This is a genomic window from Collinsella aerofaciens, from assembly GCF_040915425.1.
Taxonomy (GTDB): Bacteria; Actinomycetota; Coriobacteriia; order Coriobacteriales; family Coriobacteriaceae; genus Collinsella; species Collinsella aerofaciens_BW.
The window spans coordinates 1-6,410 of the sequence record NZ_JBCPDN010000091.1; the positions used below are offsets into that span (position 1 = coordinate 1).

Genomic DNA, 6,410 nt, shown 5'->3' on the forward strand with positions numbered 1-6,410 from the left:
GGGATATCCGAAGGCCACCGTTGGCGACGTCGAATCATATGCAGACAACTCGAACTGCAGAATACCCCAAAAAATGCACTGCGCACTCCATGGGACCCATTGCCGCATGGTAGGAAACAGGCCCACGGCATCCTCTAGATGCATTCCCGAGGAAATCACATTTGAACTAGCGATCGAATACGACAAACAAAAAGGGCCCCGAGCGTAGTTACTCGGGACCCTTGGTTCACCTCGCTCTAGCGGGCGATGCGTATGTTACTTGCGCTTGCCGCCGCCATCACCGGGGCGACGGGAGCTGCCGCCGCGCTTGCCGCCACGGCTGTTGCCATAGCTGCCACGGTTATCGCGACCGCCGGCGCGGCCGCCACGGGAGCCGGCCTGGTTGCCGCCACGCCCGCCACGATAGCCGCCACGACGCTCCTCGCGGGTATCGTCGTAGTTGCGCCAGTCATCGCGACGATCGCGGCTGGCACGCGGGTCACGACGATCGCGCGACTCGTTAGAACGACCAGCGCCGCCACGGCCGCCATTGCCGCGAGCACCCTCGCGACGCTCGCCGCCGCGGCTACCGCGCTCTTCAAAGCGCTTGCCGCCACGGGACTCACCGCCGCGACGCTCATCACGGCCACCGCGCTCGTCATCACGACCGGAATGACGGCGGTCGCCCGAACCGCGCTTGCCACCGCGCGAACCGCGGCCCTCGTCCTCGCGCTCGACACGACGACGGCCACCGCGATCCTCATCCTCGCGGCGGCGGCGATGCGCCTCGCCCTGGAACTGCTTGGCACGACGCTCGGCACGGTTGCCACGCGGGGCCTGCTTGACGGCGTCAGCACCGCCGCGCTCCTCGGCAGCCACCTCGCGGGCCACGCTCTCCACAGCCTCGTCCACGCGAGCCTGAACGCCCTCGCGCACGCGGGTCTTGCCGCCGCGCTTGGGACGGCTCGGACGCTCGCCATCGCCACGGCGCTCGTCGCGACCGCGGTTGGAACGACCAGCCACATCGCCGTAATCGTCGCCGTTGCGCTTGCCGTCGCGACGTGCCTGCTCAAGCTTCTTCTTGCTCTTGGACTTGCCGCGCTTGGTCTTCTTCTTCACCTTAAAGGCCGCAGGGTCACGCTCGGGATCAACCGCGGGCGGGTTGGGACCCACATGCAGGTCGCCGGCCTCGTAGATGTCGGCCGTCTTGTCCATGAGCTTCTCAATCTCGTAGAACTCATCGACATCCTGCTCGGTCACAAACGTGATAGCCCAGCCCAGCTCGCCGGCGCGGCCCGTACGGCCAATACGGTGGATGTAGTCGGTCGGCTCGGCCGGCACGTCAAAGTTTACGACGTAGCGCACGTCGCTAATGTCGATGCCGCGGGCGAGCACGTCGGTTGCCACCAACACGTCAACGGTACCGTCGCGGAAGGCCGAAAGGGCACGCTCGCGCTGGGCCTGACTGCGGTTGCCGTGAATCGCGGCGGCCTTGATGCCCTTGCGCTCCAGACGACGGCAGCAGCTGTCGGCGCGGTGCTTGGTACGCATAAAGACGATGGTGCGCTCCGGGCCCTCCTTTTTGAGGAACTCGGGCAACAGGTTATTCTTGGCCTCGATGGACACCGGGAACACAAACTGGTCGACGGTGTCGGCGGTCGACGTGGCAGGTGCGATCTCCACGCGAGCCGGGTCGCTCACCAGGTCGGTGATCTCGCCCACGGCCTCCTCGTCGAGGGTCGCCGAGAACAGCAGCGTCTGACGCTCGGCCGGCGTCTCGCGCACAATGCGCCGGACGGCGGGCAAAAAGCCCATGTCGAGCATACGGTCGGCCTCGTCGAGCACCAGGACCTTAACCTCGTTCAGGTGGCAGGCGCCCTGCTCGATCAGATCGACCAGACGGCCCGGCGTGGCAACCAGGATATCGCAGCCGTACTTGAGCGCCGCGGTCTGCGGCTTGTAGCTCACGCCGCCCACGACGGTCACGGCAACATGGCCGGTGACGTCGGCGATCTTGCTCGCGACCTCGTCGATTTGCTGGGCAAGCTCGCGCGTAGGGGTGATGACGAGCATCACGGGGCCGTGGCCGTTGCCCTCGGGCTTTTTAGCACCGCGACGACGGTTGCGGCCGCCGCGCTCGCGCACGGGTTTGGGAGGAGCGATGTGCTCCAGATTATTCATGGTCGGCAGCAAAAAAGCGGCCGTCTTGCCGGTGCCGGTCTGAGCGGCGGCAAGCAGGTCACGGCCCTCGAGCACTACGGGGATCGAGCCGGCCTGCACGGGCGTGGGCGCCGTGTAGCCCAGGTTCTCGATAGCACGGAGCATCTCGTCGGAAAGCCCCAGCTCGTCAAAGGCGGGCAGGCTCTCGGTAGCGGACTCGACGGCCTGGGCAGCATTGGCCTCATCGGCGGCATCGAAGGCAGCCTGGGTCATGGCCTCGCGGGCCTCGTCCAGGATCTCGGCGTCGGTGACGTCAGATACAGAATTACGCATATGTTGTTGTTCCTTATCTGCACGCGCAATGGGCACGGCGTGCGGCCGCGCGGGCGTGCTTGGTAGTGCGCTAATACATACAAAAACAGGTGCGCACAGAGAGGACGTTGCTCAGCACGCTGGCGATCGCTTTGGCAGCCCTATCACACGCCGTCCAGACGCAGCAGCTCTAAGCGATGGTGCAGATTCGCCGCCGGTTAGTATACCCGCACTCCGTATGCCCCCACGTAAACCACAGATGACGAGGCGGACGGGGCGGGCCTGGCTGATTGTCTCAATCTGTAACATCTACAGGGCAAATCTTCCTCTACGTGTTACAGATCGAGACAAACGGTCGACACGGTTCACAAACGTCTCAATCTGTAACAGTTAACGAGTAAAATCGGTCCTAATTGTTATAGATCAAGACAGAGGGGGATTTCCGTCCAGTCCAAACCAAATCTCTCGGTCTTCCTGCAATTTCGAACATGTGGCCTATAATGTTGCTTTGGTTACGCTATATATTGCGCAGCCATTTAATACGTCGCCCACCGGGGGCCATTAATTCCTATCGCCATATTGGCTAGGAAGCAATCAAAGGAGGTATCCGTGGCAGCAGAGACGCCTTGCTCGGTCCTCTATAACGATATTCGCTCGTTCGGCGGTCTTAAACATCTCGAGATCGCCCGAATGCTCATCAATGGAAACTCTTATCTCGGCAGTACCCTGCTCGAGAAATGTTCTTCCAACCGCTCGTATCTCACCCGTTACATCGTCCATCGCAAGCCTGACCAGTGCGCGCCCTCCATCTACAGCGACTTTACCGTCACCACGCTCAACCTTTCCTCGGCAATCTGCAGCAAGCTCGGCGGCGGCGAGTCCGCCTATCGGGCAATCGCCGAGCACTATCACGGTCCGGCCGCCAACGAAATGATGTCGGCTCTCGCCAGCTACAAGCTGGACAGCCGCCTATATGCAAATGCCCTCAATCGCATCGACAACTTTGACGGCAATGCCGTGCGCGAGAAAAGCACGCTTTACCTTATGCTCTTTGTGGCAACGGGGGCGCTCGCCGATCCCGTTCAGGGCGTGGCCACCGTCGAGCGCTTTTGCGACAGCAAGACGGGCGAGCACTTTGGCACCACCGAAACTACCGTCGGACGTGGCTTTATGAGCAGCCTGGAGCAGCCGCGCACCGTCGCCCCCAACCTCGGTCTGCTCAGAACCCATGCCGACAACTGCGCCGACATGCAAATCCATCCCCTCACACGCGATCCGCACGGCACCGTGATTGGTTCTTTGCCCAAAACCTCGCCCAGCATCACCGATGTGGGCGCCGACGCATCGCGCGAGCATCTTCGCATTTGGCTTGAGGGTGAGCACTGGTACGCCCAGGGCCTTGGATCGACCAACGGCACGATGCTCGAATCGGGTGCAGGCGGCGGCGATATTATGATTGAGCCGCCGCGCGACCAACGCGAGCCCGGCAAGATCTATCCCCCAGTGGAAATCGAAAACAGCGACAGGCTCCATCTGGGTCTCTACACGACATTCCTTGTCATTGTGGACTAGCGCGGACGGCGATCGAAAGACGGTCGCCGTCCGTCTTTCGTCTGCTACCTTCTGCGTCGTAAACGACAATGCTCAGCGGTATACGTGGGCAGTGCGGCTATCATGGTACTTTACCGATATCCGCACTGCTCACGTATACGCGCGGCAACCCATGCCAGACAAAGGAACGCCATGGATACTACCGATAGCGCCTATGGCGACAAACTCATCCTTCTTGACACGTTCGACACCGCCGTGGCGGTCGACCCCAGCGCCGAGGACGACGCCAAGCGTCGGTTTATGACGCTTATTCTCCAGACGGCCCACCGCAACAACGGCAACATCGGACACGTGCTGCGCGCGACCAACACGAGCGGCGAGGTCTTTGCCGTCAAGCTACTCAAGGACAACGCCATCCTTTCCGGCCAAGCCCCCGACCGCTCCGCCGAGCAATCGGCAGCGCACCTGGCCAGCACCGCCGCGCTGTTCGAGGAGTACCGTCATCTGTGTACCGTCTCGCACCTGCGCGGATTTCCGCGCGTCTATGGCTACGGATCGTGCGAGGATGACCCTCTCATCCTCATGGAGTGGGTCGAGGGCACCTCGCTCAAGCAGGCGCTGCCCCTGCTTCCGCACGACGCCTCGGGCGGGCTGACCACCCAGATGGTCGCCGCCGTCGGAAACGCCGTGCTTCGCGCACTCCTGATGACCCAGGGGCTCGTGAATCCGGTCGTCCATCGCGACCTGTCGCCTGCCAATATCATGTTCCGCACCACCAGCCGAACGCTCGAGCAGCAGATTGCCGATTGCTCCTTTGACCCCTGCCTCATCGACATGGGCTCCGCGACCATGGCTCTCGGCGACGACACGATCACCCGGCGCGCCGACATCTGGCGTTTTGCCACGCCCGCATACGCCGCGCCCGAGATGCTCACGCAGGATATCGAAGGCATCGCGGCCCTTCGCCGTTCGCCGGCAATCGATGTCTACGCGCTTTCGAGCATTCTGTACCAGCTCTACAGCGGTCGCAAACCGTTTGACTTTGAGTCGACGGACGCCGCTGCAACCGGCTCGTTCTATCTCGTAAAGACCAAGACCAAGCCGACACCGCTCGAGCCGCGCTGCGAGGGCGATGAAGCGCTCGCCCAAATCATCATGAAGGGTCTCTCAGTCGAGCAATGCGATCGCCCTACCGAGCAGCAGATGCTCGAGGTGCTCTCGACATACCTCACCGACGCCGAATCCGAGGGCCGCGAGGGCGCAGGCAGTGACGCCGCAATCGACATCGACTCCGGTACGCACCTTAAGGTCGACGTCGCCGGCGAGCGCGCGCGAGAGATTCTGGAGCAGGCCCGACACGATGCCATGACCCGCCGCCGCTTTATTATCGGTGGCGTCGTTGCAGCCGTTGCGGGGCTCAGCGTCATTGGGGCGGCAACCCATGGCTTTGGCATCCCCGACTACCTCGATGGCATCCGCAGCTCTCTTGACGACTACACCTGGGATCAGCTGCAGGAGATTTCGCTCAAGATTAAGGCCGCCGAGACCCGTAGCGAGGCACGCGAGATTGCCAAGCGCTACCACTTGCTCGATGCCGATGGGCATATCCCCTATCCGTGTACCAAGCGCGTGAAACTCACCAACGGGTTGGAGGTCGGCGCGCAGCTTGTGGGCATCCGTCACGATGAGCTTCTGGACGGGACGGGCAAGGCCGGGCTGACGTTTATGTTCGACGCAGGTATTGCCGAGCGCAACGCTGCGGCTGAACCGCCGAGCGCCGGCTGGGCAGATTGCGAGCTGCGAGAATGGCTCGACGGCGACGGCCTTAAGCTGCTGCCCAACGAGTTGCGCGCACTCATTAAAGGGGTCAAGAAGGTCTCGAACAATGTGGGCGCAGCCAACAGTGCATCGTGTCTGAGCGAGTTGCCCGCAACCCTTTGGCTGCCCGCCATGGTCGAGCTGTGCGGTACGCAACCGCCCGATTCGTTTGCCAAGGACTATCACTACCTGGCAGACATCTACAACAGCGAGGGCAAGGAGTACCAACTCTTCCGCGAGCTCAAGGTGAGCCCGTATTCCACGAACGAGGCGATGGTCCGTCAGTGGAAGGGCAAGGACACCTGCTGGTGGGAGCGCACGGTGAGCCCCGACTCATCGGAGACCGAAGGCACGCTCTACATAAACCGTGTGGGCCACGACGGCGACGCCTTTACGTACGCAACGCCTGCGGACAAGCCAAACAAACGAACCTGCGTGATCCCCGGATTCTGTATCTAGAGAGCGGGCGTCTTGCCGTGACGGGACCCCTCCCCGGCAATTGTCTCAATCTGTAACAGTTAGAGGTCATATTTGCTGCTAGATGTTACAGAACGAGACATTGAGTTTCCTGCCAACTGTTTGTCTTGATC

The 6,410-nt window shown here is 62.1% G+C and carries 3 protein-coding genes; 2 read left to right on the forward strand and 1 reads right to left on the reverse strand.

Going from position 1 to position 6,410, the window contains the following annotated elements:
• Nucleotides 1-255: 255 nt before the first annotated feature.
• Entirely contained in the window at nt 256-2,472 is a 2,217-nt protein-coding gene (locus AB5164_RS09540) for a DEAD/DEAH box helicase (protein ID WP_368143197.1), read from the reverse strand.
• A 588-nt stretch (nt 2,473-3,060) separates the two neighbouring features.
• Here AB5164_RS09540 and AB5164_RS09545 point away from each other — a divergent pair.
• A complete protein-coding gene (locus AB5164_RS09545; RefSeq protein ID WP_349109828.1) occupies nt 3,061-4,023 on the forward strand; it encodes an FHA domain-containing protein in 963 nt (320 codons plus the stop codon).
• Nucleotides 4,024-4,194: 171 nt separating this feature from the next.
• On the forward strand, nt 4,195-6,279 hold the full coding sequence (locus tag AB5164_RS09550; protein WP_368148044.1) for a protein kinase domain-containing protein: 2,085 nt from the start codon (nt 4,195-4,197) through the stop codon (nt 6,277-6,279).
• Nucleotides 6,280-6,410: the final 131 nt, after the last annotated feature.

Bases quoted from the DNA above. Each gene is read 5' to 3' on its own strand.
- AB5164_RS09550 (WP_368148044.1), top strand. From the start codon at position 4,195: ATGGATACTACCGATAGCGCCTATGGCGACAAACTCATCCTTCTTGAC.
- AB5164_RS09540 (WP_368143197.1), bottom strand. From the start codon at position 2,472: ATGCGTAATTCTGTATCTGACGTCACCGACGCCGAGATCCTGGACGAG.